The 25,326-nt window shown below is 68.2% G+C and carries 22 protein-coding genes; 10 read left to right on the forward strand and 12 right to left on the reverse strand.

Annotation, left to right across the window (positions count from 1 at the left end; translation table 11 throughout):
- Nucleotides 1–20: 20 nt before the first annotated feature.
- The 3 genes from ACFOD9_RS00630 to ACFOD9_RS00640 all read right to left on the reverse strand — a co-directional run bounded on the left by ACFOD9_RS00630 (nucleotide 21) and on the right by ACFOD9_RS00640 (nucleotide 3,796).
- Complete coding sequence (locus tag ACFOD9_RS00630; protein WP_379508144.1) at nucleotides 21–797, reverse strand: sterol desaturase family protein; 777 nt, start codon at nucleotides 795–797, stop codon at nucleotides 21–23.
- Nucleotides 798–1,046: 249 nt separating this feature from the next.
- Nucleotides 1,047–2,282: an amidohydrolase family protein gene (locus ACFOD9_RS00635; protein ID WP_379508145.1), complete on the reverse strand. Its 1,236-nt coding sequence runs from the start codon at nucleotides 2,280–2,282 to the stop codon at nucleotides 1,047–1,049.
- 287 nt (nucleotides 2,283–2,569) lie between these two features.
- Nucleotides 2,570–3,796 carry an amidohydrolase family protein gene (locus tag ACFOD9_RS00640; protein WP_379508146.1) on the reverse strand — a complete coding sequence of 409 codons (1,227 nt, stop codon included), beginning with the start codon at nucleotides 3,794–3,796 and terminating at the stop codon, nucleotides 2,570–2,572.
- Nucleotides 3,797–4,068: 272 nt separating this feature from the next.
- On the opposite strand from ACFOD9_RS00640, the gene ACFOD9_RS00645 reads away from it, so the two are divergent.
- From ACFOD9_RS00645 to ACFOD9_RS00655, 3 genes are all read left to right on the forward strand, one after another.
- The gene (locus ACFOD9_RS00645; RefSeq protein ID WP_379508147.1) at nucleotides 4,069–4,830 is read left to right on the forward strand and encodes an SDR family NAD(P)-dependent oxidoreductase; all 762 of its coding nucleotides are present in this window, start codon (nucleotides 4,069–4,071) and stop codon (nucleotides 4,828–4,830) included.
- 259 nt (nucleotides 4,831–5,089) lie between these two features.
- Nucleotides 5,090–6,274 (forward strand): CaiB/BaiF CoA transferase family protein, encoded by a 1,185-nt coding sequence (locus ACFOD9_RS00650; RefSeq protein WP_379508148.1) that lies wholly within the window; start codon nucleotides 5,090–5,092, stop codon nucleotides 6,272–6,274.
- Between the two features lie 109 nt (nucleotides 6,275–6,383).
- The gene (locus ACFOD9_RS00655) at nucleotides 6,384–7,292 is read left to right on the forward strand and encodes an alpha/beta fold hydrolase (protein ID WP_379508149.1); all 909 of its coding nucleotides are present in this window, start codon (nucleotides 6,384–6,386) and stop codon (nucleotides 7,290–7,292) included.
- A 10-nt stretch (nucleotides 7,293–7,302) separates the two neighbouring features.
- Here ACFOD9_RS00655 and ACFOD9_RS00660 read toward each other — a convergent pair whose 3' ends face one another.
- From ACFOD9_RS00660 to ACFOD9_RS00670, 3 genes are all read right to left on the reverse strand, one after another.
- Nucleotides 7,303–8,337 (reverse strand): LLM class F420-dependent oxidoreductase, encoded by a 1,035-nt coding sequence (locus tag ACFOD9_RS00660; RefSeq protein ID WP_379508150.1) that lies wholly within the window; start codon nucleotides 8,335–8,337, stop codon nucleotides 7,303–7,305.
- Nucleotides 8,338–8,362: 25 nt separating this feature from the next.
- Nucleotides 8,363–9,163 (reverse strand): SDR family NAD(P)-dependent oxidoreductase, encoded by an 801-nt coding sequence (locus tag ACFOD9_RS00665; protein ID WP_379508151.1) that lies wholly within the window; start codon nucleotides 9,161–9,163, stop codon nucleotides 8,363–8,365.
- Nucleotides 9,164–9,268: 105 nt separating this feature from the next.
- On the reverse strand, nucleotides 9,269–10,933 hold the full coding sequence (locus tag ACFOD9_RS00670; RefSeq protein ID WP_379508152.1) for an MFS transporter: 1,665 nt from the start codon (nucleotides 10,931–10,933) through the stop codon (nucleotides 9,269–9,271).
- Between the two features lie 157 nt (nucleotides 10,934–11,090).
- Here ACFOD9_RS00670 and ACFOD9_RS00675 point away from each other — a divergent pair, with 157 nt between their 5' ends.
- Together ACFOD9_RS00675 and ACFOD9_RS00680 are read left to right on the forward strand one after the other, a co-directional pair.
- Complete coding sequence (locus ACFOD9_RS00675) at nucleotides 11,091–11,951, forward strand: SDR family oxidoreductase (protein ID WP_379508153.1); 861 nt, start codon at nucleotides 11,091–11,093, stop codon at nucleotides 11,949–11,951.
- A 219-nt stretch (nucleotides 11,952–12,170) separates the two neighbouring features.
- Nucleotides 12,171–13,469 carry an amidohydrolase family protein gene (locus ACFOD9_RS00680; protein ID WP_379508154.1) on the forward strand — a complete coding sequence of 433 codons (1,299 nt, stop codon included), beginning with the start codon at nucleotides 12,171–12,173 and terminating at the stop codon, nucleotides 13,467–13,469.
- A gap of 187 nt (nucleotides 13,470–13,656) precedes the next feature.
- Here the strand turns inward: ACFOD9_RS00680 and ACFOD9_RS00685 are convergent, their stop codons facing one another.
- The gene (locus ACFOD9_RS00685; protein WP_379508155.1) at nucleotides 13,657–14,430 is read right to left on the reverse strand and encodes an enoyl-CoA hydratase/isomerase family protein; all 774 of its coding nucleotides are present in this window, start codon (nucleotides 14,428–14,430) and stop codon (nucleotides 13,657–13,659) included.
- A gap of 214 nt (nucleotides 14,431–14,644) precedes the next feature.
- Here ACFOD9_RS00685 and ACFOD9_RS00690 point away from each other — a divergent pair, with 214 nt between their 5' ends.
- A complete protein-coding gene (locus ACFOD9_RS00690; RefSeq protein ID WP_379508156.1) occupies nucleotides 14,645–15,433 on the forward strand; it encodes an SDR family NAD(P)-dependent oxidoreductase in 789 nt (262 codons plus the stop codon).
- Nucleotides 15,434–15,574: 141 nt separating this feature from the next.
- On the opposite strand, the gene ACFOD9_RS00695 is transcribed toward ACFOD9_RS00690, so the two are convergent.
- The 5 genes from ACFOD9_RS00695 to ACFOD9_RS00715 all read right to left on the reverse strand — a co-directional run bounded on the left by ACFOD9_RS00695 (nucleotide 15,575) and on the right by ACFOD9_RS00715 (nucleotide 19,642).
- Nucleotides 15,575–16,855, reverse strand: coding sequence for a cytochrome P450 (locus tag ACFOD9_RS00695; protein WP_379508157.1), 1,281 nt, complete (start codon nucleotides 16,853–16,855; stop codon nucleotides 15,575–15,577).
- 129 nt (nucleotides 16,856–16,984) lie between these two features.
- Nucleotides 16,985–17,353: a nuclear transport factor 2 family protein gene (locus ACFOD9_RS00700; protein WP_379508158.1), complete on the reverse strand. Its 369-nt coding sequence runs from the start codon at nucleotides 17,351–17,353 to the stop codon at nucleotides 16,985–16,987.
- 38 nt (nucleotides 17,354–17,391) lie between these two features.
- On the reverse strand, nucleotides 17,392–17,916 hold the full coding sequence (locus tag ACFOD9_RS00705; protein WP_379508159.1) for a nuclear transport factor 2 family protein: 525 nt from the start codon (nucleotides 17,914–17,916) through the stop codon (nucleotides 17,392–17,394).
- Between the two features lie 32 nt (nucleotides 17,917–17,948).
- Nucleotides 17,949–18,953 (reverse strand): zinc-dependent alcohol dehydrogenase family protein, encoded by a 1,005-nt coding sequence (locus tag ACFOD9_RS00710; protein WP_379508160.1) that lies wholly within the window; start codon nucleotides 18,951–18,953, stop codon nucleotides 17,949–17,951.
- Nucleotides 18,954–19,084: 131 nt separating this feature from the next.
- Nucleotides 19,085–19,642 (reverse strand): HD domain-containing protein, encoded by a 558-nt coding sequence (locus ACFOD9_RS00715; RefSeq protein ID WP_379508161.1) that lies wholly within the window; start codon nucleotides 19,640–19,642, stop codon nucleotides 19,085–19,087.
- Nucleotides 19,643–19,895: 253 nt separating this feature from the next.
- Here ACFOD9_RS00715 and ACFOD9_RS00720 point away from each other — a divergent pair, with 253 nt between their 5' ends.
- The 4 genes from ACFOD9_RS00720 to ACFOD9_RS00735 all read left to right on the forward strand — a co-directional run bounded on the left by ACFOD9_RS00720 (nucleotide 19,896) and on the right by ACFOD9_RS00735 (nucleotide 25,273).
- Nucleotides 19,896–21,449, forward strand: coding sequence for an acyl-CoA synthetase (locus ACFOD9_RS00720; protein WP_379508162.1), 1,554 nt, complete (start codon nucleotides 19,896–19,898; stop codon nucleotides 21,447–21,449).
- A gap of 58 nt (nucleotides 21,450–21,507) precedes the next feature.
- Complete coding sequence (locus ACFOD9_RS00725; RefSeq protein ID WP_379508163.1) at nucleotides 21,508–22,434, forward strand: LysR substrate-binding domain-containing protein; 927 nt, start codon at nucleotides 21,508–21,510, stop codon at nucleotides 22,432–22,434.
- Between the two features lie 168 nt (nucleotides 22,435–22,602).
- Nucleotides 22,603–23,817 carry an amidohydrolase family protein gene (locus tag ACFOD9_RS00730; protein ID WP_379508164.1) on the forward strand — a complete coding sequence of 405 codons (1,215 nt, stop codon included), beginning with the start codon at nucleotides 22,603–22,605 and terminating at the stop codon, nucleotides 23,815–23,817.
- A gap of 163 nt (nucleotides 23,818–23,980) precedes the next feature.
- On the forward strand, nucleotides 23,981–25,273 hold the full coding sequence (locus ACFOD9_RS00735; protein WP_379508165.1) for a cytochrome P450: 1,293 nt from the start codon (nucleotides 23,981–23,983) through the stop codon (nucleotides 25,271–25,273).
- Nucleotides 25,274–25,326 lie beyond the last annotated feature (53 nt).

Consider the following 25,326-nt stretch of genomic DNA (forward strand, 5'->3'; position numbering starts at 1 on the left):
CGACGTTTTGGTTCAGTGCGTTACGCCTTCTTGCCGCCGGCGCGGCGCACGGTCTTGCCATCGTCCATCGTGCCGAACAGCCAGTCGTAGAACAGCGAGATGGTGCCGAAGTTGCCGCCGGTGAACACCGCGTGGTGGTTGTGGTGCATCTTGGCGGCATAGTTGAGATAGCGGAAGGGGAAGCGATCCTCCTCCCACAGATCGTGGTTGTGCAGGTTGATCTGCTGGAAGGCGAAGAAGGTGATCAGCACCGTGACCAGGTGGAACGGCCCCATGAACACCGACAGCAGGGCCAGCGACCCGACATAGAGGCCGATGCCGATCGCGGTTTCCAGCGGGTTGAGGAAGGCCGAATCGTTGCGGCACGGGTTGTGCTGGCGGTGGTGCACGGCGTGGACCGCAAGCAGCGGGCCGCCGAGGAAGCCTTCATCGTGAAACAGGAAGCGATGGCACATATAGTAGAAGAAATCATAGACCATCAGGATGATGACCACGTCGACCAGCATCTTCCACCAGGGGGTGGGGGCCAGGCCGACGCAGAACGGGATCACCACCAGGAAGGTGATGACGTTGTAGATCAGCCCCCACTTGCGGCTGCGCTTGAGATTGGCCGCATAGGACGGCTTCGCCAGCTTCCGGCGATAATCGGCCATGTTGAGCTCGCCGGCGGCGCGGAAGGCGGGCACCAGGTTGGCCACGTGCTTGCCGAAGATGTTGATCGCCATCATCGTGGCGAAGACGATGAGCGACAGTTGCCACTGGTAGTGGACGTGCAGCCATTCGACGACGGGGCTCATGGGGGACCTCTCGAAACGGTGCCTTCGGGGCAGGGGGCCGGGAAGGGCTGCCCGCAGCGGCTTATTGGGAGCGCGCAGGCCAGGCCCGCGTTCGTGGCGGGGCTCATATAGATAGCCGGCTTACCAAGCAAGGACTCGGTGCGGCGGGCGCGCCGCACGAAAAAAGGCCCGGGACTGGCCCGGGCCTTGATTTTCGGCTGGCATTCCTGGCTGGTGGCCGCGCCGGGGGGCCGGCGCGGCGGCCGGTGCTTACCAGCGACCTTCCATCAGGTCCTTGAGGTTGTCGCACATCACCATCTTCTGCTCGGCGGGGGTCAGGTCGGCGATGTCGGCATAGTATTCGAGCGGTTCGCCCATGCCTTCGGGGTGCGGCCAGTCGCTGCCGAAGACGACCTTGTCCATGCCCAGCAGCTCGCCGAGGTGGCGCGCCGAATCTTCATAGAACGGCATGATGTAGACATGGTCGCGGATCGCCTGGACGGGATCCTTTTTGAATTCCTGCGGCAGCTTGTGATAGACGCGGCGCAGGCGATCGAGCATCGGGCCGACCCAGGCGGACCCTGCCTCGACGATCGCCACCTTGAGGCCGGGATGCCGGTCGAACACGCCCGAGCAGACCAGCGTGCAGAGGAAATCGGCGGCCGGACGGCCCATGTTGTCGAACGATTCCTTCATCGCGCCCTTGTTGAAGGGCTGGGCTTCGCGCGCGCCGCTGGCCAGCGTGCCGGCCCAGTCGCGGTAGAGCTTGTCGTAGCCGGCATCGCCGACGTGGCTGCAGACCAGCACCTTGGCTTCCGCGCAGCGCGCCCAGAACGGATCGAACACCGGATCGGCCGGCGAGATCGTGCCGAGCGGCAGGCGGATCGGCGCGGAGCGGACCTGGATGGCGTTGCAGCCGGCGCTGATCAGGAAGTTCAGTTCCTCGAGCGCGCGGACCGGATCGACCATGGCGATCGCGCCGACTGGATACTGGCGGCCGTTGCCGAAGCCGTATTCTTCCGCGACCCACTGGTTGAGCGAGTGGAACAGCGCGATCAGCAGTTCGGGATCGGTGTGGCCGAGGCGTTCTTCCAGGATCACCGCCATGGTCGGGAAGACCAGCGCGGCATGGAGGCCCAGCTCATCCATCAGTTCAAGGTGGGCCTTGCCGTTGTGGAAGGCGGCGACCGAGCGCATCGGCTTGCCGCCCATCTCGCGCAGGGTGAGGCCTTCGGGATTGTTGCCGCGGTAGAAATTCTCGTGGCTGCCGGGGCGGGCGACGACTTCGAACCCGGGATTCGGGATGAATTCCTGGATCAGGTTGTTGAGCGCCAGCTTGGTGCGGCCATCGATCGAGAGGTAGCGGTAGCCGTTCTTGAACTTCTCCGGCAGGTGGCGCAGGAATGCCTCGGCCGGCTCGTAATAGTGGTGATCGACGTCCCAGACCTGGTAATCGGGGCGGGCGGCCTTGTCGAACTTGGCGCGGTCGACGACTTCAGTGGTCATGATGGTTCTCCTTCATCGGGCTGGCCGCACTGTGCCAGCGCGCGGGCCGGGCGAAATTGATATCCGTCAAGATCGGGAGCGCCGGATGATCCGGGTGGGGCCGATGCGCTCCAGAGGCGCTGGCCGGCGCGGCGCGTCGAGGCCAGTTGGCGGATATCGGGCCGGGCCGTGGGGCCGGGAACGGCGGCCGGGGCCGCGATGGTGTTATGGGGGTGTTCGGGGGTGGGGCAGGGGTGGCTTCCCCCCGGGGCGGGCTTGCCGCTGGCCGGGGGGAACGCCGCTTGGGCTTACCAGGCGCCGGTCATCAGGCGCTTGGTGTTGTCGTGCATGATCTTCTTCTGGTCGGCTGCCGAGAAGTCCTTGATGTCGTTGTAGTAATCAAGGGGCACCCGGATGGCTTCGGCGTGCGGCCAGTCAGACCCGAACAGCACGTTGTCGACGCCGATGTGCTCGGCCAGATCGTAGGCCGATTCCTCGTAGAACGGCATGACCGTGAGGTGCTTGCGGACGGCATCGACCGGGTGCTGCCTGAACTCGTTCGGCATCCGGTTGTAGGTCAGGGCGAGGCGTTCGATCATCGGGCCGACCCAGCGCGAGCCGGCTTCGACCGCGGAAATCTGCAGGCCCGGATGCCGGTCGAACACGCCGTGGCAGACCATCATGCAGACGAAGTCGGAAGCGGCGCGGCCCATCATGTCGAGGCAGTCCTGCGCCGGATCCTTCTGGAAGGCCACGAATTCGGCGCTGTCGCCGCCCTTCCACCAGCGGTAGATCTTGTCGTAGCCCGAATCGCCCACATGGTTGGTGATCAGCACCTTGGCCTCGGCCGCGGTGGCCCAGAACCGGTCGAATTCCGCCGCGCCGGGCGAACGGCCGCCGAGCGGGCCGGGGACCGGGGCCGGGCGGACCTGGACGGCGTTGCAGCCGGCCTTGATCAGGAATTCCAGTTCCTTGACCGCGGCATCGGCATCGCCGAGCGTGACCGCGCCGACCGGGAACTGGCGGCCGTTGCCGAAGCCGTATTCCTCGGCCACCCACATATTGAGCGAGTGGTAGAGCGCGCCGACGAGATCAGGGCGGTGGCCCATGCGTTCCTCGATCACGGCGGCCAGCGTGGGGAAGATGATCGCGGCGTGGAGGCCGAGTTCGTCCATCATCTTGAGGTGGGCGGCGCCATTCCGCATGGCCGGGATGATCCGCATCGGCTCACCGGCCAGTTCCTTCTGGCTCTTGCCCTCGGGATTGTGGCCGCGGTGGTATTCCTCGTGGCTGCCCGGCTCGGAGATCACGCTGAACAGCGGATTGGGATACATATACGAAATCTTGCCTTCCAGGGCCAGCTTGGTGCGGCCGTTGGGCAGGGTGACGTACATGAAGTCGCTCTCGAACTTCTTGGGCAGGTGGCGCAGGAAGGCTTCCGGCGGCTCGTAATAGTGATGGTCGCAATCCCAGATCTCGTAGTCGGGCTTGTTGGGGTGCGAAGCGGCGGGCTTTTCCATCGTGTCGGTCGACATGGGTTTCTCCTTCATCCTTTGGTTGCGCCCTGCATACGCAAGCCGGCGGGGCCGCGATTTGATGGTTGTCAAAAAGCGAGAGTCCCTCGCGCCTGGCGAAGGATGCAGGCGGGTGGGGCGGGGGGGGCTTCAATCCTGTGGATGATTGAGGGGCGGCGGCGGCGCGAGGGGGCTGCCCGGCATCCCGCCTCTTGCCAGGACGGCCCGGCAGGACCACCATAAACCGATAGACAATTTGGCCAGGCGCGGGCGCCATGGCGAAGGAGGACGAGATGGCGGGACGGCTGGCGGACAAGGTGGTGATCGTGGCGGGGGCGGGCGGGATCGGCGACGGGCTGGTGCGCCGCTATGCCGCGGAAGGCGCGAAGCTGGTGATCGGCGACCTGCGCGGCGACCATGCCGCGGCGCTGGCGGCCGAGGTGGACCCGAGTGGCGCGCGCGCGGTCGGCACCGAGCTGGACGGGGCCGAGGATGCCTCGATCGCGGCCATGGTGGCCCTGGCCCTGGCCCGGTTCGGCCGGCTCGACGGCATCCACGTGAACTATGCCCATGTCACCGACGCCCATTTCCAGGGCGGGGTGGAGCTGCCGCTCGACCTGCTCGACGAAGGGCTGCGGACCAACCTGCGCGGCTATTTCCTGTGCGCGCGCCATGCCATTCCGGCGATGGTGAAGACCGGTGGCGGAGCGATCGTGTTCACCAGCTCGGTCGAGGCCTACAAGGGCACCGACGTGCGCTTCGCCTATGCCATGGCCAAGGCCGGGATGCTGGGCCTGATGCGGAACATCGCGGTGCGCTATGGCGTGGACGGCATCCGCGCCAATGCCATCTGCCCCGGCTACATCGGCCACGAGCGGATGAGCGGGATGCCGGACGAGGTGATCGACATGGTCAGGAGCCGCACCGCGATCAAGAGCCGGGTGGGCCGGCCCGACGACATCGCGGCGATGGGCGCCTTCCTGCTGTCCGACGATGCCGGCTACATTTCGGGCCAGACCATTGCGGTGGACGGCGGGGGGACGATGCGGCCGTGATGGGGCGGGGCTGCCCCCACCCCAACCCCTCCCCGCTGGGGAGGGGCCATGTCATGCGGTAAACCCGCCGATGCAAGGTGCGCCACCCCAACCCATCCCGCGGGGAGGGGCCATGTTCGCGGGCGCGGCTGTCCGGTTTTGGCGCCGGGGGCTGGAAGATTAGGCTCTTGAGCCGCGCGGGCGCGGGGGACATGACGGGGCACACAACAAGGCGCGGGCCGGCCATGGCGCGGGTCTGGCATGGCAATCGGGAGAGTGCATGACCGCGATCATGAAGGGTGTCCGCGTGCTGGAGGTGTCGGAGCACGGCTTTCTGCCGATGGCCGGCGCGCTGCTGGCCGACTGGGGCGCCGAGGTTATCAAGATCGAGCCGGTGGAGCGGGGCGATGCCGCGCGCGGGATCACCACCACCGGCGACGATGTGAACGTGCTGTTCGAGCACGCCAATCGCGGCAAGCAGAGCCTCGCGCTCGACCTTGCCCAGAGCGAGGCGCGCGAGATCCTCTACCGGCTGGCCGCCAGCGCCGACGTGTTCATGACCAACAAGCTGCCGCGCGTGCGGGCCAAGCTGAAGCTCGATGTCGAGGACCTGCGCGCGCACAATCCGCGCCTGATCTATGCGCGCGGCGGCGGCGCGGGGGAGAAGGGGCCGGAGCGCGATCGCGGCTCCTATGACCTGCTCTCGTTCTGGCACCGCACCGGGGTTTCCTCGATGGTGGCGCGGCCCGACGGCAGCCTGCCGTTCCTGCCCGCGCCCGGCTTTGGCGATTTCACCGGGGCCATGTTCATCGCCGGCGGCGTGATGGGCGCCCTGTTCCACCGCGAGCGCACCGGCGAGGCGACCGTGGTCGACAGTTCGCTGCTGGCGACGGGGATGTGGTCGATGGGCGCGGCGATCGCCTGCGCCGACCGCGATCCCGCCTGGCCCTGGCCGCCGCCGCAGGCCAACCCGCTTTCGGCCACCTATTACACCGCCGACGATCGGCGGATCGCGCTGTGCTGCCTCCAGGCCGCGCATTACTGGCCGATGATGTGCGAGGCGATCGGCCGGCCCGAGCTGGGCCGCGATCCGCGCTTTGCCACGCAGGACCGGCTGCTCGGCAATGCCGAGGCCGCCACGATCCTGCGCGAGGCCTTTGCCGCGCACAGCCTGGCCGAGTGGCGGGTGAAGCTGGAGACCTTTCCCGGCCAGTGGAACGTGGTGCAGACCGCCGCCGAAGTGCCGAGCGATCCGATGGTCGAACCCAACGGCTATTTGCAGCGGGTGGAGACGGCGGCGGGCGTGCCCTTCCGGCTGGTGGCCGCGCCCATCCAGTATGACGGGGTGCCGGCCAGGCCCGGCCGCGCGCCTGAATTCAACGAGCATGGCGACGCAATCCTCGAAGGGCTGGGGCTGGACTGGGATGCCGTGGTGGACCTGAAGGTGCGCGGGATCGTGGGCTGAGGGTGCGCGTGGCGCTGCCCGATATCGCAGCGGCGGTGATCAGGCGGGGCGGCTATGGCGCCGGGTGGGGGATCGGCTAGGAAGGGGCACCCGACCGAGCGGAGATCCCATGCCTGAAGCCGTGCCATCCCCTGTTGCCGATCCCGCCGAACAGGTGGCCGCGCTGGAGCGGCGGGCGGAGCGGTTCGCAATTCCCTGCGGTGAGGGCACGATGGTCTGGCGGCGCTGGGGGCCGGAGGGCGGGGCCGCTGCGCCGGTGCTGCTGCTGGTTCACGGCGCGCAGGGATCGTGGACCCACTGGTTCCGCAACATTCCCGATCTGGCCCGCACCCACACGGTCTGGGCGCCCGACATTCCCGGCTGCGGCGAGAGCGCGGCGGTGGCGGACGACGGCCCGGTGCGCGAGGCCATTGCCGAGGCTTTCGCGCGCGGCTTGCGCGAGCTGGTGGGCGAGGGGCTGCCGATCGACGCGGTGGGCTTTTCGTTCGGGGCGATCACGCTGGCCAGTCTCGACGTGCTGCACCCCGGCTTGCTGCGGCGGCTGGTGATCGTTGACGCCGGCGGGCTGCACACGCCGCATGGCCATTTCGAGCTGAAGCGGATCAAGGGGCTGGAAGGGGCCGAGCGGGTGGCCGTGCTGCGCGAGAACCTGCTGGCCTTCATGCTCCACGATCCGGCCACCGCCGATGCGCTGACCGTGCACATCCATGCCACCAACATCGCCCAGGCCGGGCGGCGGCTCAACGTGGGGCCGCTGGTCCTGCCCGACAAGCTGCTCACCGCCCTGCCGCACGTTTCCGCGCAGGTGGATGCGATCTGGGGCGACAGCGACGCCCCGCACCCCGATCCCGCCGTGCAGGAAGCGGCGCTGCGGACGGCGGTGCCCGACCTGGAGTTCCGGGTCCTGCCCGATGCCGGGCACTGGGCGATGTACGAACGGCCCGAGGCGTTTGACCGGGCCTTGCGCGAATTGCTGGCCCTGCCGCTCCGCAAGGGGTGTGGGGCGCGCAGGGGGTGAGTGGCGGCTCCTAGCCCGCGAAGAGATCGGCGGCGAGTTTGAGGGCTTCGTCGTCCATGTTGGTGAGGCGCAGGATGGTGAAGCCGGCGTCTGCCCAGATCGGGAAGCGTTCCTTGATGCGTTCGCGCGGGCCATAGAGCGCGGCTTCATCGAGGTATTCGTCGGGGACGGCGGCTTCGGCTTCCTGCTTGTGGCCGGCGAGGTACAGCTCCTGGATGCGCTCGGCCGCTTCGCCGTAGCCGCGTTCGATCATCGCGGCCTTGTGGAAGTTCTGCTCCTTGGCGCCCATCCCGCCGACGTAGAGCGCGGTGAAGGCGCGCGAGGCGGCCATGGCGCCGCGCACGTCGTCGGTGATGACAATCCGCAGGTTGCTGACGATCTCGAAGTCGGCCAGGGTCTTGCCGTCGGTCCGCCGGGCGATGCCTTCGCGCAAGGGGGCGAGCTTCCTGGGCAGGGTGCCCGGGGTCACGTGCATGGTGACCAGGCCATCGGCGATCTCGCCGGTGAGGCGCAGGTTCGCGGGCGTGCTGGTGCCAAGGTAGATCGGGATATGCGGGTTGCCGTGGAGGATCGACTTCAGCGGCTTGCCCAGCCCCGTGGCATCGGCGCCGGCATAGGGGACGGACAGCTGCGTGCCGGAATGGGTGAGCGGCGCCTCGCGCGCCCAGACCTTCCGCATGATCGCCACATAGTCGCGCAGGCGTTCGCCCGGCTTGCCCCAGGGCTGGCCATACCAGCCTTCGACGACCTGCGGGTTGGAGACGCCCAGGCCCACGATCATCCGGCCCTCGCCGGCCAGCGCATCGATGGTCTGCGCGGTCATCGCGGCCATGGTGGGGGTGCGCCCGGCCAGCTGGGCGATGCCGGTGCCAAGCCGGATGCGTTTGGTGAGCGCGGCGATATAGGCGAGCGGGCTGAAGGCGTCCGAGCCATAGGCCTCGGCCGACCAGACCGAATCGAAGCCCAGGCGTTCGGCCAGGAGGATCTTCTCCATCGGGATATCGACCCGGGCGCCGCTGTAGCCGATATCGAGCGCAAGTTTCATCTGTGTTCTCCGGAGACGCGCAGGGTCAGAACTGGGTGCCGCCGTCGCAGTTGATTTCGGCGCCGGTGGTATAGCCGGCGCGCGGCGAGAGGAGGAAGGCGAACAGTTCGGCGATTTCCTCGACATAGCCGACCCGGCCGAGGGCGACGTTCATCTTCCAGTCGTCGACCATGGCCTTGCTGATCGCCTCCAAGGGGGGAAGGCCATACTTGTCGGCCGCCATCTTCATCACGGTGTGCGCGGATTCGCTGGCGATGAAGCCGGGGCACACGGTGTTGGCGCGCACCTTCTGGGCGCCATAGGTGAGCGCGATGTTCTTGGTGATGGCGGCGATCGCGCTTTTCATCGTGGCATAGCCGAGCAGCGGCGGCTTCATCGCGCGGATCGAATAGGCCGCGGTGTTGACGATGGTGCCGCCGCCGCGCGCGATCAGGTGGGGCAGGGCCGCGCGGCAGGCGCGCACGGTGACCATCACGTGGGCCTGGAAATATTCTTCCCAGGTATCGTCATCGAGATCGAGCAGGGTCTTGCGGGTCTGCATGGTGCCGGCGGTGACGCACAGGCCATCCAGCCCGCCGAAAGCCTCGGCGGCGGCGTTGATCGCGGTGTCGAGCGAGCCTTTCACCGTGCCGTCGCCGGCGAACATCCGCACGTCGGCGCCGGTTTCCTCCGACATCTGGTGGGCGCGCGGCTCGCCGCGTTCGCGGTTGCGGCCGATCAGGGCGACGCTGGCGCCTTCGCCGGCGAGGAGCCGGGCGGTTTCGAGGCCCATGCCGGCGACCCCGCCGACGATCGCATAGGCCTTGCCCTTGACTCCCAGATCCATCCTGCCCTCCTTGCGGCGCTGCTGCCTGCGCGTCTTTCAGTCAGATATTCCCGGCGCGCGCAAGGGGGCACTTGCCGCCAGCGGCCCGGCGATGCCGGCCCGGGATCAGCCGGTGGTGGGGCGAGGGCGGACGGGTTCGGCCGGGTTGGTCGCCTCGGGATCGGGGGTATCGGCCTTCCACCGCACCGAGCCGAAGGGCCGTTCGAGCTTGCGCCGGATGCGGGCGGGACTGTCGCCCGAGAGGGTGGAGAAGGACTGGGTGAGATCCTGTAGTTCGCGGTCGGCCTCGGTGAAGCGTTCGCGGTGGCGCAGGTAGTCCTGCCAGGTGGGGAACTCGAACTTCTCGGTCCACAGTTCGGGATCGCCGATATCGCGCGAGAGCACCCAGCCAAAGGCGCCGTTGCGCTTGCGGGCGCGCTGGAGATCGAGCATCGCATCGTAGAATGAGCGGGCATTGGCCGGATCGACCCGATAGTCGATCTCGATGGTGATCGGCCCGCTGCGCCCGGTGAGGGCGAGGGCGACGTTGGGTTCGTTGGCGATCCGGGCCGGTTCGAGGTTGCTGGTGCTGTCGGTCGGCAGGGGGGCGAGCTTGCCCAGCAGCGGGATCACCAGCACCGCCGCGCCCGACAGGGCCATGGCCTCGCTGACCCCGAGCGAGGCCGCCGTATTGCCCCAGACCCACGAGCCGAAGGCGATCCCGCCGGTCAGCGTGGAGGTGAACCAGGCGAGCGCGCGGGCGGTGACCCAGCGCGGGACCGAGACCTGCATGGTCACGTTGAGCAGCGAAATGGCGATCATGTTGGCCGCGCCCGAGGCGCACAGCGCCAGGCAGGTGAGGACGATGTGGCGGCTGAAGCCGACCGCGATGATCATCAGCCCGGTCACGGTCATCGCCGCGGCCAGCGCGCGGTCGGAGGTCATCTTCTCGACCACCCGGCTGACGAAGACCGCGCCCATCACCGCGCCGACGCCGCCCGCGCCGAGCAGCACGCCATAGGTGGTGGCCGTGCCGTGGAGCAGGTCCTTGGCGACCAGCGGGGTGAGCGCGGCAAGGCCGGCGGTGGCCACGCCGAAGCTGGCGCAGCGGAACATCACCGCGCGCACCGGGCCGGCATGGAGCGCATAGCGCACGCCGGAAATGATCGCCCGGTCGAGCCGTTCTGGCGAGAGGCGCGGGGGCACGTGGCGGCGGCGCCAGGCGAGGAAGGCGAAAGCCAGCGGCAGGTAGAGCACCGCGGTGATCCCGAAGACCACGGTCGCGCCGAAGCCGACCACCAGCAGGCCGCCCAGCGCCGGGCCGAAGCTGCGGGCGATGTTGTAGCTGACCGAACCCAGCGCGACGGCGGCGGGGAGGTGTTCGGGCGGGACCTGTTCGGGGATCGAGGCCTGCCACGAGGGGCCATAGGTGGCAACGCCCGCGCCGATCAGGAAGCAGAACAGGAGGAGGATCCACGGGCTTTCATGGCCGGTGAGCAGCAGCGCGGTGAGCACGGCGGCGGCCGCCGAGGAGAAGCACAGGCCCGAGATCGCGATCTTGCGGCGATCGAACATATCCGCAAAGGCGCCGGCGGGGACCGCCACGAACATCAGCGGCAGCATCATCGCGCTCTGCACCAGGGCGACCATCTGCGGGGAATTGGTCAGCCGGGTCATTTCCCAGGCCGCCGCGACCCCGAGCACGAGCTGCGCCAGGTTCGACATCAGGCTGGCCGACCAGATCCGGCGGAATACCGGATCGCCCAGCGGCTCGAGAGCGCGCAACTTCACCACTGCCAAATCTACCCCGCATTCATGCTTTTGCCGAGTAGTGGCGGGAGCCGGGGGCATGGTCAAGCCGCTGGCCGGGGAAGGGGCGCGCGCGGGCATCGCCCGAGCGAAGCGACGGGGCTTTCCCGGCGCGGCGCGGCGCACTAGGGAGAGGCGCATGGCGGGGGCCGGCAGGCCGGACGAGGAGACGATTTCCATGGGCAAACTGATCATCACCGGCGCGGCCGGCGGCATGGGCCGGGCCTGCGCGCGGCTGCTGGGCGCGGCCCATTCGCTGATCCTGACCGACGTGGCCGCCGGCCCGCTCGACGCCTTCGCCGCCGAGCTGCGCCGCGAGGGGATCGATGTCGTGGGCACTTTCGCGGGCGACCTGGGCGATGCCGGCGTGCTGGCCGGGCTGACCGGCGCGCTGGATGATGGCGCGCCCTTCGCGCTGGTCCACACCGCCGGGCTTTCGCCCAGCATGGCCGATGCCCGAACGATCATGGACGTGAACCTGGTGGCGACGGCGAAATTGCTGGCCGCGCTGGAGCCGAGGCTGGCGCCGGGCAGTGCGGCGGTGCTGATCGCCTCGATGGCCGGCTATTCCGCGCCCGCGATCGAAGCGGTGGACGCGCTGATGGCCGATCCGCTGGCGCCCGGTTTCCTCGATGCGATCACCGGGGCGATGGAGGCCATGCTGGGCCAGGCCTCGCCCATGGCCAGCGGGATGAGCTATGCCTTCTCCAAGCGCGGCGTGCTGCGGATCGTGGAGCGGCTGGCGCCGGGCTGGGGCGCGCGCGGGGGCCGGATCACCTCGATCTCGCCGGGCACGATCGCAACGCCGATGGGCCAGCTCGAACTCGATTCCAACCCGCAGGTCGGCCAGATCCTTCGCAGCACCCCGGCCGGCCGCGAGGGGCGGGCGATGGACATTGCCTTTGCCGCGCGGTTCCTGCTGGGCGCGGAAGCCTCGTTCATCACCGGCTGCGATCTCAGGGTCGATGGCGGGGCCATGGCCCTGGCGCATAGTGCCTGAGTTTTTTTGCGGAACGGGCGTTTCGGATCACGCGGGCGGAATGCCCTGTCCTGGCCCAACAGCCACCTCGACAGCACCGGCTGCGAGGAGGAAAAGAGAAGCCCGAACTATTGCGACTCGCTTGCATTATTTAGCAAGCTAGCTACCTAGCTCGGTCAAGCCCTTTCCCGCGCGGGAAGGATGCTGTCGCCCGAGTTGTTACAGAAGGAATGCTGCGCCATGAAAATGGACGATCTGATCCTGGTGAGCGTCGATGACCACTTCGTCGAGCCGCCGGAAATGTACAAGAACCACCTGTCGGGCGCGATGCTGGAATCCGCCCCGCGCTTCACCTCCACCAATGGCGTCGATGCCTGGGTCTATGGCGAGCGCACCCTGCCCAACATCGCGATGAACGCGGTGGCCGGCCGTCCGCCCGAGGAATACGGCTTCGAGCCGACCTCGCTCCAGGGGATGCGTAAGGGCTGCTGGGATGTGCATGAGCGCATCAACGACATGGACGCCAACGGCATCCTTGGCTCGGTGAACTATCCCTCGCACGCCGGCCTCGATGGCTCGCTGTTCCTGGGCCACCCCGACAAGAAGCAGGCGCTGGCCCACCTCCAGGCCTACAACGACTGGCACGTGGACGAACTGTGCGGCGCCTATCCGGGCCGCCTGATCCCGCTGGGCCTGCTGCCGGTGTGGGACGTGGAGGAAACCGCCAAGGAAATCCATCGGCTGGCCAAGAAGGGCTGCCACGCGATCACCTTCAGCGACAATCCCGCGCGCAAGGGCCTGCCTTCGATCCACAACGCCCACTGGGAGCCGATGTGGAAGGCGATCGCCGATACCGATATGTTCATCAACCTGCACATCGGCAGCGGCAACGCCCCGGTTCATCCTTCGGATGAATCGCCGATCGAGGTGTGGACCACGGTGTTCCCGATGGCGATCGCCATCTCCGCCTCGGACTGGCTGCACCTGGAAGCCACCCGCAAGTACAATATGCGGATCTCGCTGACCGAAGGCGGGATCGGCTGGGTGCCCTACCTGCTGGAGCGATCCGACTTCACCCACTGGCGCCACAAGGCGTGGACCAACAGCAACTTCGGCGACAAGAAGCCGAGCGAAGTGTTCCGCGAGCACTTCTACGGCTGCTTCGTCGACGACCAGCATGGCCTGGCCAACATTGACGCCATCGGCGTGGACAACGTGTTCTACGAGTGTGACTATCCGCACTCGGACTCGGTCTGGCCGGAATCGCCGGAAATCCTGTGGCCGTCGATCAGCAAGATGCCCGAGGACGTGATCAACAAGATCACCCACCTCAACGCGATCAAGCAGTTCCGCTTCGATCCGTTCCACTATATGCCGCGCGAGGAATGCACGGTCGGCGCGCTGCGCGCCAAGGCCAAGGCCAATGGCGTGAGCACCGATCCGATCCGGGTCGGCGGCGCGGCCAAGCCGATCGAGGACGGCGAGAAGCGCGTCGTGACCTCGGGCGACGTGACCAAGCTGTTCACCCGCGCCGCCTGACGGCCTGGACCGGACACGGCAATTCAGGAAAAGGCCCGGCGGTGATCCGCCGGGCCTTTTTCGTTTCAGGGGCGGGGGAGCGGGCCGGGCATTCATGCCGGCGTTGCACACCCCCACCCGGCCTCCCCCTGGAGGGGGAGGGGATTTGCGCCGCTTGCCTTCGCGGGGTTATGCCTTGCTCGCGACCCTAGCGGCCCTTCCAGACAGGGGCGCGCTTTTCGACGAAGGCGCGCACGCCCTCGATCCGGTCCTCGCTGGCATAGACATCGGGGCCGACGTCGAGGTGGAGCGCGGCGTGGACCGGGAGTTCCCAGCCCTTCTGCGCGGTCTGCTTCATCCGCTGGAGGGTGAGCGGGGCATTGGCGGCGATCGTGGCGACGAAGGCGCGCACGTCCTGGGCGAAGGTGGCGCGGGGGAAGACGCGGTTGACGAGGCCGATGGCCCCGGCGCGCTCGGCGGTGATCGGTTCGGCGGTGAACAGCAGTTCGAGGGCGAGGGCGCGCGGGATCAGGCGCGGGAGGATCACCGAGCCGAAATTGGCGCCCATGCCGCGCCTGGCCTCGGGCATCCCGACCAGGGCGTGATCGGCGGCAAGACGCAGGTCGCAGGCGAAGGCCAGTTCCGCGCCGCCGCCCAGCGCCGCGCCATTGAGCGCGGCGACGGTGGGCTTGGGGCTTTCCAGGATCAGTTCCATGATCGTGCGGCGCAGGCCCGTGACGATCGGGATCCCGGCCTTCGCGCGCTCGTCCAGCTCCTTCAGATCGGCCCCGGCGCAGAAGGCGGCCTCGCCGGCGCCGGTGAGGACGATGACGCGAACCTCGGGATCGGCCCCGGCGCGCTCGAAGGCGGCGGCGAGTTCATCATTGGTGGCCGGCGCGATGGCGTTGCGGCGCTCGGGCCGGTCGATGGTCAGCCAGGCGACGTGATCGGCGGCATCGTAGCGGACATGGTTGGACGACATCGGCGGCCCCCTTCGTTTCGGCTGACCGGGGCTTACCGGCAAGGCGGCCGGGGGGGAAGTGGCGGGAGGGGGCTGGGCGGGGGCTGGGAGGGGGCCGGGGCGGGGATCGCCGGGCCGCTATGGGCGCGGCCCGCGTTGACAGGCCGCCGGCCCGCCATATCGTTTGCCCCCCGAGCGGGCGCGGCCCGCCGGTGAGGTTTGCGGGAGACGGTGAATGGAGATGCACGGCGCCTCGGCGGTGATCACGGGCGGGGCGGGCGGCTTTGGCGGCGCGACCGCGCGGCGGCTGGCCAGGCTGGGGGCGAAAGTGGTGATCGCCGACGTGATGGAGGAGCGCGGCCGGGCGCTGGTCGAGGAGCTGGGCAACGGTTCGGTCTTCGTGCGCTGCGACATCTTTGACGAGGCCACCATCGCCGAGGCGGTGGCGGCGGCGCAGGGGCTGGGGCCATTGCGCGCGGCGGTGGTGGTCCATGGCTCGCCGCCCTCGCCGGTGCCGGGCGGGCGCCTGATCGGGCGCGACGGGCGGCGGCTGCCGGTGGCCAATTTCGAGCACATGATCCGCGCCTACCTGACCGGCGCCTTTGCCGTGACCAGCCATGCCGCCGAGGCCATGGCGAGGACCGAGCCGGTGAAGGACGGGCAGCGCGGGGTGATCATCAACACCGCCTCGATCGCCGGGTTCGAGGGCGCGCCGGGGCTGGTGCCCTATTCGGCGGCCAAGGGCGGGGTGATCGCCATGACCCTGACCCTGGCGCGCGACCTGGCGCCGCTGGGCATCCGCGCCATGGCCATCGCGCCGGGCACGTTCCTCACCCACGGCTATGCCCACATGACGGCCGAGGAAGCCCAGGCGAAATATGGCCCGACGATCCCCAATCCGCAGCGGATGGGCGATCCGGAGGAATATGCGATGCTGGCCCAGCAGATCGTCGAGAACGACTTCCTCAACGGCACGGTGATCCGGCTGGACGGGGCACAGCGGTTTGGCGCCAAGCCGTTCTGAGCGGGGTGTTCTGGGCGGGATGGGGGCTGGGGGCGGCTGGACCTGGGTTGGCCCGAGGCTGGCGTTGCACACCCCCACCCGGCCTCCCCCTTGAGGGGGAGGAGATTGGGTTCCCCTCGACCGCGAGGGGACTGGCCTGGTTCAGGCGGCTTCGAACTTCAGCGGGATGTATTCCGGGCCGCTGATGAAGTTGACCGGGGCGAGGCGGGGCGTGTCCGTCAGGCTGACCGACTTGAGGTGCGGGAGCATCTCTTCCATCAGGATGCGGATTTCCATGCGCGCCAGGAACTGGCCGAGGCAGACATGGGCGCCGTGGCCGAAGCCGAGGTGCGGGTTGGGCTGGCGATCGGCCTTGAAGGTATAGGGATCCTCGAACACGGCCTCGTCGCGGTTGGCCGAGAGGAAGCTGAGCATCAGCAGATCGCCGGCGGCGATGTTGCGGCCGGCCAGCACCGTATCCTCGACCGCCGAGCGCATGAAGTGCTTGACCGGCGTGGTCCAGCGGATCGCCTCTTCGGCGAGGTGATGGAGCAGCGCGGGATCGGCCTTCACCTTGGCGAATTCTTCCGGGAACTGGGTGAGCGCCAGCATACAGCCGGCCGTGGCATTGGCCGTGGTATCGTGCCCGGCGGTGGAGACCAGGATATAGTAGCCGATGCGTTCGGCCAGCGGGATCGGTTCGCCGCCGATCTGGGCATTGGCGATCACCGTGGCGAGATCGTCGGTCGGGTTCTTCTGGCGATCGGCCGAGAGCTTGCCGAAATAGTCATGGAACTCGGCGACGGCGGCCTGGAGCTTGTCGCGCTTCTGTTCGGGGGTGAGCTGGCTGTTCTCGTCGCCGGCGTGGTTGGGCGAGAAGATCTCCTGGGTGAGCTTGAGCATCAGCGGCTCATCCTCCTGGGGGACGCCCAGGATGGTCATGATCACGTGCAGCGGATAGCCGTGGGCGATCTGGGTGACATATTCGCATTCGCCGCCGGTGGCGAGGAGCTTGGCCACGGTCTTGCGCGCGATCTCGCGGATCTGCGGCTCCAGCTTGCGGAGGTTGGAGGGCATGAACCATGACTGGGTCATCATCCGGTACTTGCCGTGCTGGGGCGGGTCCATCTGGATCAGGTTGCGCGAGGCATTGCCGCTTTCGCGCTGCGCGTACATCCGTTCGGCATCCTCGCGGGTGGTGAGGATGATCTGCTTGTCGCCATTGTGGAAGAGCTTGTTCTGGCCGCCGACCTCCGCGATGTCGGCGTGGCGGGTGACCACCCAGAACGGCTCGTAGCCATCGGGCCGGGCGAGGCCGAGCGGGTTGTTGGCGCGCAGCCAGCGCAGGGCTTCATCGGCCCGGCCATCGGCATAGGCGCGCGGGTCGACCAGGGTGTTGGCGATGTCCTGCGGGATCGTGGCGTCTTGGGTCTGCGTGGCCATGGTGGCGGCTCCTTGATCTATACCCCGCAAGCCATAGCGCACCGGCCCCGAAAAGGACAGAAACCCGCCGTTTTTCCCGCTTCCGCGATAAGATGGACCGGCGTTTGACAAACAATGTTTGGTAGCGCGTTATCCCGGCGGGAGATTGTGGATATAGACTTCGTTGTGGGCGATCAGCCCGTCTTCGAGCAGGACGAAATCGAACCCGCGCAGACGGCGCGGACCGGCTGGGGTTTCGATCGTCGCATACCAGCGGGCGCAATAGCCGCCCGGCACCGGCCAGCTTTCATCCTCGGCATAGGTGATCGGCGGCTGGCCGGCGAAGGACGTTTCCAGATAGCGGCGCAGGGCATCAAGCCCGGTCACCCCGGCGGGTTCGGCGGGGCCGAAGAACCGGGTGGAAGGCGTGTAGAAGGCCAGCAGGCCGTCGACGTCCTTGGCGGTCCATCCCGCCAGCCAGCGGCGGTTGAATTCGCCGATGTCGAATGTGTCGGGCAAGGGTTGTCTCCTCGGGCGCGCAAGCGGGCGCGGTGGGTTCAGGGCTGGGTATAGTCGTAGACGTGCAGGGTGTCCTGGTACTCCTTGAAGAGCACCAGCTGGCCGTCGCGGACCTTGAACAGGAAGTGGTAGAAATTGCCGTAGGCGCGGCCGGTGACCGGATTGGCGATGCCGGCCGACTTGGCCTCGATCGCCACCCGGTCGCCCTCGGCGGTAATGCCGAGGACGGTGATGGTCATGTGGCCCTGCGAGGTCGGCTCGGTGGTGGTCTTCATCACGTCCTTGAGCGCGCCGCCCGAATTCTCGCTGACCAGGCCGGTGAAGGCCTTGAGCGCCTCGGCGCGGTTGAGGCGCGGCTTGGGGTGGGGCAGGTTGGTGCCCTTGAGCCGTTCGGAATGGAGCGGGCGCAGCTCGTTCGGGCCATCATCGTCGGCGACGGCGGTGTTCCAGACGAATTCGGGGTGCAGCACCGCATCGATCGCGGCGGGATCGCGGCGGTTGATCGCGTCCAGGAAGCGGAGCGCGACCTGCTTGTTGGCTTCGAGCTGGGGGTCTGCGGACATGGAAAGCCTCGGTTCGGGGAAAGGGCAGGGGATCAGAGGGTGACGACGATCTTGCCGAAGTGCCGGCCGGACAACTGGTGGCGGAAGGCCTCGGCCAGATCGGCGAGCGGGAAGGCGCGATCGATCACCGGGCGGATGGCGGTGGTTTCCAGCGCGCGGACGAATTCGGCCTGGTGCGCGGGCGTGCCCACGAGCAGCCCCTGGACGCGCAGCTGGCGGGCAAGGATCAGCACGGTCGGCACTTCGCCGCCATAGCCCGACAGCCCGCCGATCACCGCGACATGGCCGCCGAAACCGCAGGCCATCAGCGAATGGGGGAGCGTGGCCGCGCCGCCGATCTCGACCACGTGATCGACCCCGTTGCCGGCCAGCGCGAAGGCGGTTTTCCCCCATTCGGGATCGGAGCGGTAATTGATCACGTGATCGGCGCCGAGCGCTTTCAGCCGTTCGGCCTTGGCATCGGACGAGGTGGTGGCGATGACCCGGGCGCCGGCGGCCCTGGCGATCTGGAGCGCGTAGATCGAAACCCCGCCGGTGCCCAGGACCAGCACGGTATCGCCCGGCTTGAGCGCGCCATCGACCACCAGCGCGCGCCAGGCGGTCAGCCCGGCGCAGGGGATCGTGGCGGCTTCCTCGGCCGACCAGCCGGCGGGCGCGCGGGTGAAGGTTTCGGCCGGGGCGTTGATCCGTTCGCGGGCATAGCCATCGGCGCCGTCGCCCGGCGTGAGGGCGAAGACCGAGCCGGGCACATGGCGGCCGATCGGGCGGGGAAAGAAGGTGCCGATGACCAGGTCGCCCAGGGCAAGGCCGCTGACGCCTTCGCCCAGCGCGACCACTTCGCCGGCGGCGTCCGAGAGGGGAATGCGCCCGTCGGCGGTGGGGATCAGCCCGGCGCAGACGCTGTAATCGTGATAGTTGAGCGAGGAGGCGCGCACGCGGACCTGGATCTCGCCCGGGCCGGGCGGCGGCGGGGGCGCCATGTCGACCAGTTCGAGGCTGTCGAGCGTGGCGGGGTGGCGGATGCGGATGGCTTTCATGGCGCCAAGGCTAGGCCAGCCCCATGTCCTCGGTCAATTGCGGTGCGGGCAAATCGCCCGGCCGTTCAAGGCGTCCGGGCGGGAGAGCGGGCTGGTGCCGCTCCATCCGAAGCGCGGTTCGGATCGGCAACTCAGGTTTTCTGGACCAGCACCCGGCGCAGGATCGGCTCGAAGTGGGCCAGCGGCAGGTTGTCATAGTCGGGATCGAAGCAGTTCTGGTCGTAGAGTTCGCAGAATTCGACCGTCTGCGCGAACCACGGGCTGTCGGCCAGCTTGTCGCGCGCGTTGCGGTCGCGGCCGAAGTGGTGGGCGTAGTAGTAGGTCTGGAACAGGCCGTGATGCTGCACCATCCAGTGGTTGCCTGGCGAGACATAGGGCTTGAGCACGGCGGCGGCGACTTCGGCGTGGTTGAAGGGGGCCAGCATATCGCCGATATCGTGGAGCAGGGCGCAGACGACATATTCCTCGTCGCGGCCATCGCGCAAGGCGCGGGTGGCCGATTGCAGCGAATGGTCGAGCCGGTCGATCCGGAAGCCGCCGGTGTCCTTCAGCCCGGCCAGCAGGTCCATCAGGCGGTCGGTGAGGCCGGCCGCTTCGGCCTGGGCGACATCGCGGACGATCACATAGTCGGCGGCGGTGCCTTCGCTCATGGCGGTGAAGGCGGCGCGACGGGCGGGGGGCTGGTCCACGGTGATTCTCTCTCGCATTTTCGTTGTTTTTCGGCGGTGATGATATCCTGCGGCGGCGGGGATGCAACCTGAAGTCCGGGCGCGATCCCTTACAATCGTCTAGACAATCGCGCGGGCGATGGCGTAGGCCGCGCGGCGACCTTGCCGTGCCGATGCGGTCCCGACTCCTGCTGCCCGAGCGAATCGCGTCGGCCGGGCGGGGCGGTCCCGCTGTCGCGCGGCTTCATCGAACACAAGACAAACGAGGGACAGGATGAACCTTTCGCATTGGGCGAGCGTGCAGCCGGACCAGCCGGCGGTGATCATGGCCGCCAGCGGCGAGACGGTGACCTTCGGGCAGGTGGAAGAAGCCGCCAACCAGGGCGCCCAGCTGCTGCGCCGACTGGGGCTGAAGCGCGGCGATACCTTCGCGCTGTGGTCGGGCAACAACCCGCGGTTCATCGAGATCGCCGCCGCCATGGCCCGCGCGGGCGTCTACATGGTGCCGATCGCCTCCAAGCTCCATGCCGAGGAAGCCGCCTACATCATCAACGACTGCGGGGCGAAGCTGCTGATCGTCGATGCCGGCCTCAAGCACGCGTCCGAGCTGGTTTCCCGGTTCGCCGAGCTGTGCCCCAAGGTGGCCGACCTGTTCACCATTCGCGGCGACCTGCCCGGGGTGGAGCGCTGGGAAGTGGCGAGCGCGGCCATGCCCGCGACCCTGATCGCCGATCCTTCGGCGGGTACGCAGATGATCTATTCCTCGGGCACCACCGGCAAGCCCAAGGGCGTGAAGCGGCCCCTGCCCGAGCAGGCCTGGGACGCGCCGGCCGCTCTTGGCCAGATGTTCGCGCAGTGGTTCAATTCGCGCGCGAAGACGACCTTCATCGTTTCGGCGCCGCTCTACCATTCCGGCTCGTTCGGCCTCGCCACGGCCGAGCTGAGCGTGGGCGCCACCGTGCTCCTGTTCGAGAAGTTCGATCCCGAGGCCATGCTCGCCGCGATCGAGCGCTGGCGGCCGGAACGCGGCCAGTTCGTGCCGACCATGTTCGTGCGGATGCTCAAGCTGCCGGAAGAGGTGCGCGCACGCTACGACGTTTCCTCGCTGGAATCGGTGATCCATTCGGCCGGGCCGTGTTCGGCCGAGGTCAAGCGCGCCATGATCGAGTGGTGGGGGCCGGTGCTCCAGGAGATCTACGGCGGGACCGAGAATGTCGGCTCGACCATGATCAGCTCCGAGGAATGGCTCCGCAAGCCCGGCTCGGTCGGCCGCGCCCAGGGCACCACGATCCGCATCTGCGACGAGGCCGGCGATGAAGTGCCGGTGGGCCAGACCGGCACGATCTTCTTCGAGGGCGCCAACACCTTCGAATACCACGGCGATCCCAAGAAGACCGCCGGGGTGCGCCACCCGGTCCACCCCAACTGGGCGACCTTCGGCGACATCGGCCGGATCGACGAGGAGGGCTATCTCTACCTCTCCGACCGCAAGGCCTTCATGATCATCTGCGGCGGGGTGAACATCTATCCGCAGGAGGCCGAGGACGTGCTGACCCTGCATCCCGAAGTGGCCGACGTGGCCGTGTTCGGCGTGCCCGACGCCGACCTTGGCGAGCAGGTCAAGGCGGTGATCCAGCCGGCCCACTGGGCCAAGGCCGGGCCGGAGCTGGAGCGCGAGCTGATCGCCTTCTGCCGCGGCCGCCTTTCGACGCTCAAGTGCCCGGTGACGATCGACTTCGAGCAGCAGATGCCGCGCGACGAGGCCGGCAAGCTGGCCAAGCGGGTGCTGCGCGACCGCTACTGGCAGGGCCAGCCGGCGGCGATCTGAACCGGCAAGCGGGGAGACTGGCCATGGCGAACGACGCGATTCCGGGCGGGGGCCGCTGATGGACCTGCGCCATATGCGCCATTTCGTCGCCGTGGCCGAGGAGCTGCACTTCGGCCGGGCCGCCCAGCGGCTGAACATGGCCCAGCCGCCCTTGAGCCAGTCGATCCGGCGGCTCGAGGCCTATCTCGGGGTGGAACTGCTCAACCGCGCCAAGGGCGGGGTGAGCGTTTCGATCACGCCGGCCGGGCTTTCGTTCCTCGCCCAGGCGCGGCGCACCCTGATGCAGGCCGAATTCGCCACGACCATGGCGCGGCGCGCGGCGGCCGGGGCGGCCGACGTGCGGGTGAGCTTCGTCGGGCCGGCGCTCTACCGGGTGCTGCCCGAGCTGGTGGTCAACTTCCGCGAGGTGGCCCCATCGACCCAGGTCCACCTGTTCGAGCGGTCCTCGGCCGAGCAGACGGCGGGGCTGCTGGCGGGCGAGCTGGACGTGGGCATCGTGATCGCCGGCACGACCTCGCTCGAAGGGCTGGAGCAGCGGGTCATCCAGCGCAAGCCGATGGTCGCCGCGATCCCCGCCGGCTGGCCGCTGGCCGCCCAGCCCTCGGTGACCCTGGCGCAACTGGCCGCCCAGCCCTTCATCCAGCCGCCGCAGAAATACCTGGAGCAGGCCGCGGCGGTGAACCCCTTGCAGGCGCGCGGCTATACCCCGGTGATCACCCAGGAAGCGGCCCAGGTCGATACCGTGCTCAGCCTGGTCGGCGCGGGGCTGGGGTGCAGCATCGTGATGGGCACGGCCTGCGACACCCGGCTGGGCGGGATCGTGTTCCTGCCGATCAGCGACCTGGTGCCGGTGCGCCGTTCGGAACTGGTGATGATCTGGCAGGCCGAGCAGATGAGCGAGGCCAAGGCGATGTTCATCGAGGCGGCCGGTGCCTACGTGGCCGCGACGCCTTCGCTGCTGGACGATTCGTTCCTGCGCGGTTGAGAGGCTGAGGAGTTGATCCGGGGCCACCGCCGGCCCGCTCCCCCACCCTTCCAAAACATCCAGCATATGGGATTGACGTTCGAAGGTATTGGACGCTCGCGCCCGCCCGGCCCATCTTCCGTGATCACCGGGCCTGGTCCCGACAGACATTTGCAGGAGTGGATGGACATGGCTCTCCAAGACCTGGAGCCGACGGCGCTGCAGCGCGCCGCCGTCAAGTACGACATCGTTGACGCCGACGCCCACATCGATCCGCCGCACGAGATGTGGGTCGATTACCTGCCCGCGCGGTTCAAGGACATGGCGCCGCGCATCGAGGAGGGCGAGGAGAACGACTGGGTGGTCTTCGAGGGCAAGCGCCGCCCGCTGATGATGATCAACAACCAGGCGGGCCGCACCGGCAAGAACTTCAAGATGCTGGGCAAGCTTTCGGACCTGCGCGAATCGCGCACGCCGGCCTCGCGCCTCGCCGAGATGGACATCGACGGGATGAACGCGGCCGTGCTGTTCGGCGGCGGCCCGCTCGGCACGATGAACACCGAGCTCTATATCGAGAGCTTCCGCGCCTATAACCGCTGGCTGGCCGATTTCTGCAGCGCCGATCCCCGGCGCCTGTCGGGCGTGGCCTATATGCCGATGCGCGACCTTGACGAGACCATCGGCCTGATCCGCGAAGCCGCCGCGCTGGGCTTCCGCACGATCAACATTCCCGCCTTCCCGCAATCGGCGGACGCGGTGCGGATCTCCACCGCGACCAGCGGCGCACCGGACGTTGGCGTCAACACCGCCCAGGCCGCGGCGCTGACCGGCGACGTCAACAGCACCAGGCTCTACTGGCAGCCCGAGTTCGACCGCCTGTGGGCCGAGATCTGCGCGCATGACCTTTCGGTGACCATGCACCTGGGCGGCCGGGTGCCGCGTTTCGGCAACAAGGAATTCTTCCTCGCCGACCTGGTCATGAGCAAGGTGGCGATGGCCGAGCCGGTGGCCATGGCGATCTACGGCGGCGTGTTCGACCGCTTCCCGAAGATGCGCTGGGCGATCATCGAGAGCGGCGTGGGCTGGATGTCGTGGATGGCCGAATACATGGACCGGACCTGGGAGAAGCAGCGCTTCTGGACCGACAGCCAGCTCAAGGACTATCCCAGCACCTATATGGACCGCAACATCTGGGGTTCGTTCATCAATGACCGGCTGGGCGTGGTGAACCGCAACCAGCCGGGTGGCCGCAACATCATGTGGTCATCCGACTATCCGCATTCGGAAACGACCTTCCCCAATTCCTACGACGTGATCGCGCGCGACTTCGCGGGCGTTCCCACGGCCGAGGTGCAGGCGATCGTGGGCGATATCGCGCGCGCGTTCTTCCAGGTTCCGCGCTGAGCCTGGGCTGACTGGCGCCAGACGGGCCAGGGCCGCCGCCCCCGTGAACGGCGCGTGACCGCAAGGGCGGCGCGCGCCGGGGGGCTGGCGGCTTTTGGCCCGTGCCCATGGCCGGTGATTGCCTTGCTGACGGTGGGGACCGGACCTTACAGGAGAAGTCGGGATGTCAGGACAGGCCGCAGGCTTCGTGACGGCGGATGAAGCCGCCTACGACGAGCTTTATGACGTTCGCACCGAGGCGATGCATTCGGGCAATTACATCGACGTCGACCCCTATCCGCTGATGAACGCCGCGCGTGAGCGGGGGGCGGTGCACAAGGGTTTCCTGCGCGAGGTGCTGGGCCTGCCGCCGTTCCACCGCAGCCGCCAGGTGACCGAGGGCCGGCAGGGCTATTCCGTCCTGACCTTCGCCGCGGCCGAGCAGGCGTTCCGCGACAATGTGCGTCTGTCCAACCGGATCTACCACATGACGCCGGGCGACGCGAAGTTCCTCGGCATTCTCGAGATGGACGAGCCGGAGCACTTCGCCCAGCGCAAGGCGCTGCAATCGCTGTTCATCAAGCCGCGCGCCGTGGGCAAGTGGCGCGACCGCTGGATCAACGACATCGTCAAGGCCATCATCGCCAACCTTGAAGGGAGCGATCGGGCCGAGCTCAACATGGCGCTGTGCGCGCGGGTGCCGGTGCACACGATCTCGGCGGCGGTGGGCCTGCGCGGCGAGGAAGCCCTGACCTATCGCCGGGCGCTGGTGGCCAGCATGGGCGGCAAGTTCGGCCCGGAGCGCCAACGCGAAGGCATGATCACCGCCGAGCGGATCACCCGCGAGCAGATCGCCCTGCGCCGCAAGCAGCCGGGCGACGACATCATCTCGTGGCTGCTCGAGGCCGAGGTGGAGATGGTCGACGAGCCCAGGCGCCACCTCACCGAGGACGAGATCGCGACCTTCTGCCGCCTGCTGCTGCTGGCCGGCGGCGGCACCACCTGGCGCCAGATGGGGATCGTCCTGTTCGCCCTGCTGGACGAGCGCGAGCGCTGGGAAGCGGTAAAGGCCGATCGCGGCCTGGTGGAGCCGGCGATCCAGGAATCGATGCGCTGGAACCCCAACAACCCGATGTTCAGCCGCCTGGTCGTGGCCGATGCCGAGATCGGCGGCGTGGCCATTCCGGCCGGCAGCGTGGTCGACATCTGCCTCTCGGCCGCCAACCGCGATCCCTCGCGCTGGGACAACCCCGACGTCTATGATCTCCACCGCCCGTTCAAGCAGCACATCGGCTTTGGCATGGGCGTGCATATGTGCCTCGGGCGCAACGTGGCCGAGAGCGAGATGTTCGTGGCGATCAATGCGCTGATGGACCACTTCCCGGCCATGCGGCTCGATCCCGACCAGCCGCGCCCGTTCCTGACCGGCGGGCTGGAGCAGCGCGGGATTTCGAGCCTGCCGGTGCTGCTGCGCTGAAGCCCCCTCCCAACCCTCCCCCGCCGGGGGAGGGCTTGTTGTGCGGGTGGCGG

Source organism: Novosphingobium bradum, from assembly GCF_042646485.1.
Classification (GTDB): domain Bacteria; phylum Pseudomonadota; class Alphaproteobacteria; order Sphingomonadales; family Sphingomonadaceae; genus Novosphingobium; species Novosphingobium bradum.